Origin of the sequence: Pseudobacteroides sp. (assembly GCF_036567765.1) — a bacterium.
Taxonomy (GTDB): domain Bacteria; phylum Bacillota; class Clostridia; order Acetivibrionales; family DSM-2933; genus Pseudobacteroides.
In genome coordinates, this window is the sequence record NZ_DATCTU010000065.1 from 1 (window position 1) to 3331 (window position 3331).

Here is a 3331-nt window from a genome sequence, read left to right on the forward strand (position 1 = left end):
GCACGGATTTTCTGTCCAATCATAGTCCAAAACCGGATGGTTGACCAGCCGCCGGAAACAATGTTGAATTCTTAATTTTGAATTTTGAATGAAAGACAAAAATACCTTATTCTTAATTAAAAATTAAACATTCAAAATTCAACATTTCCTCCTGGCTTGGATGATCCTCAGGCAGAAACGGGACGGTTGCGCTTGGCATTTTCCGGGATGGGCGATTATGCTTGGACTAGATGCAGGACCCCCCCCGGACGATCCGGCTACCCGCCAGGCTGGATAGTCCCCTCTCCTGTATCGTTGGATGCTGCTTGCGAGTTCCTTCGAGGAGAAACCCATGCGTAACCCCAAGAAGATTTTGAACGACCCCAAGCACGTCGTTCCCGAAATGCTGGAAGGCCTGATCGCGGCTTACAATGGCACGGTTCGCCAGCTTGAAGGCTACAACGCCCTGATCCGCACCCACATCCCGGCCGGCAAGGTTATACATCTACAACAATTAAAAATGTACGTGTATTTTCAGATCAAACTACAACGCTTGATGTTAAATTATCTGAGCAGGCAATACAAGTTGAAGCAATAGAAATTACTGCTGATAGACCAATAGTACAAAAAAATACCACTAGCTCAGTATCAAGCATTACTTCAGAAGAAATTAAAAATTTGCCTTTGAGAAGCGTAGCAGATTTAGCTCTTTTATCAACTGGTATAGTTTATTCTAATGCTGCTAATGCAAGTGGTATTGTAATTAGAGGTGGTAGACCAGATGAAGTAGCGTATTATGTTGATGGAGTACAAACTACAAATAAACTTGGTGGTGGTGAAGGTACTTATGTAATTGCTAATGCTGTTGAGGAAGTGCAGGTATTAGCTGGTGGTTATTCTGCAGAGTATGGTGGTGCGAACTCTGGAATTATTAAAACCACTATGAAAACTGGTACCTCAAACTACAAAGTTGGTGTAGAACTTAGAACTGACTCCTGGGCAAAACCAGGAAAAGAAGTATTGAAAACTTATTCTTATGGAAGAAATGATTATTCCGCTCAAGTAAGTGGACCAGTTATCCCTGGTGATAACAAATATAGATTCTTCCTCGCTGGTCAATACTTATCAAGTGTTACAAGTCCTAACTGGTATCCAGAATTGAACATAAAAGGAGTTGTAGATAATAATGTTAATTCTCAAGGTGGGCATGATACATTAGATATTTACTGGCCTGCAAGAATAGCCGGTAAAAATGATTTTGATTATCAATTTAGAATTAACGGTAACGTTCTCCTTGATTTAAAACCATTCCAAGTAAGAATTGGTGGTACTCATCGTTATATTAACTTTAATAATGGATATTTTGTTGGAAATCTTTTCAATGGTGATAGAATTACTAAAACTGAAGGTTATGAACAAACTGGCAATATTAAGTTAACACATTTCTTAACATCTACTACTTTTTATAATATTAATTTTAATCTTTACAATCGCTATCAGCATACTTATGATAAAGATTATAAATTTGATTGGCCAGCTTATGGAGATTCTATTGCTGCAGCAAAATATGGTTATACTATGAGAAGTCTTGGTGTAACATGGACGGATCCTAATGTTTATGCGATATGGGATTGGACATTTAACAGATATGGTACAAGACCAGGAAACTTTTCAAAGGTTAAGCAAAGCTATATAGGTGCTACTTTTGATTTCACTCACCAAATTGGTGTAACACACGAAATAAAACTTGGTGGTGAATATTCAAGATATACATTTAGAAGCTATGCATGGTCTAATGGTACTTTGAACCAAGTAAGAAGTAACCCTGATGATACATGGGGTATGATAGCTGTATCACAAAGACCAAGTTACTATGGATATGATTTCTTTGGAAATAACTTAGATGAAGGTGTTGATGGCGCAAAGCATCCAGTATTTGCTGCTGCATATATTCAGGATAAGATTGAATTTTCTGATATAGTATTGAATATTGGTTTAAGATATGATTATATTGATAGTGATGGTTGGGATCTTGTTGATAAAACCAATGTCAAATTCACAAGTGATGGTTTAATTAGAGATGATCAGTTCAAGAAGACTGAAACATCTAACACAATCAGCCCAAGAATAGGTTTTTCTTTTGCTTTAACAGATAAGACTGTATTTTATGCAGCCTGGGGTAGATTTGTTCAACAATCAAAATTAAGAGATATTTATCTTGGTAGACCTTATGTTAGCCGTGTTGTTACTGGTGGTAATGCTTATGCTGATCCTATCGGATTTGGTATTAAACCTGAAAAAACAACACAATATGATGTTGGTTTCAAACAACAAATTGGTGATAACTTAGGTGTTGATATCTCTGCATACTACAAAGATATTAAAGATCAGGTAACAGCTGGATTCCAACCTTCTGCACCTACAGCATCTCATCAATCATATTATATGTTAGAAAATGCTGACTTCTCAACAACAAAAGGTATTGAGTTGAAAGTGAACTTAAGAAGAACTGAAAGAATAGCAGCTCAACTATCTTATACATATAGTGATGCAAGAGGTACAGGTTCAGCAACAAGATATAGTACAAGATTCTATCTTATCTGGCAAGCACCTACTTATGGTGGTGAATTCCAGATGCCAACATTCTTAATGCCATTGCTATTTAACTATCCTCATTCTGGAAGTATGTGGATTGATTATAGATTTGGTGAAAATGATGGTGGACCAATTCTTTCACAGTTAGGTATGAATCTACTCTTTAGATTTAATTCAGGTCGTTCATATACAAGAATTGATCCTACTACATCTGATTATGGTGCATCAGAAGGATCTGCACAACATCATGGCGTTCCAATTGAACCATATGGTACATCGAAAACACCATGGGCTTATACATTTGATTTAACCATTGATAAGACTGTAAAAATTGGACCTGTTTCTACAAATTTCTATGTAACTATTTATAACTTACTCAATTCAAAGAATGAAATTAACGTATATGCTGAAACAGGATCTGGATATGATGATGGTTATTTGAGTACTGCAAAAGGACAAGCTGCTGCACAAAGAAATGGTGCAAAATATGTAGAAATGTACAAATGGATGAACTATTTAACTGCTGGTATGTTTAATAGTCCAAGAGAAGTATACTTTGGTATAAGGTTAGATTTTTAGTTCGTTCATTAAATTTAGTTAAAGAAAATTATTCATAGGAGAATAATATATGATAAAGAAGATTTTTGGAATTTTGCTTCTTCTATTGGTTTTTGTTTCATTTGTTTTTGCAGGAAAGCCTGAAGGTGACAAAAACGATGGGAAGAAACAAATAAATAAAACAATGGAGGATGGGCTT

The 3331-nt window shown here is 36.0% G+C and carries 2 protein-coding genes; both read left to right on the forward strand.

What is annotated here, in order from left to right:
- The first annotated feature begins 331 nt into the window (after window positions 1–331).
- Entirely contained in the window at window positions 332–577 is a 246-nt protein-coding gene (locus tag VIO64_RS09920) for a hypothetical protein (protein WP_331917670.1), read from the forward strand.
- 20 nt (window positions 578–597) lie between these two features.
- Window positions 598–3153 (forward strand): TonB-dependent receptor plug domain-containing protein, encoded by a 2556-nt coding sequence (locus VIO64_RS09925; RefSeq protein ID WP_331917672.1) that lies wholly within the window; start codon window positions 598–600, stop codon window positions 3151–3153.
- Window positions 3154–3331: the final 178 nt, after the last annotated feature.

Bases quoted from the DNA above. Each gene is read 5' to 3' on its own strand.
- VIO64_RS09920 (WP_331917670.1), top strand. From the start codon at position 332: ATGCGTAACCCCAAGAAGATTTTGAACGACCCCAAGCACGTCGTTCCC.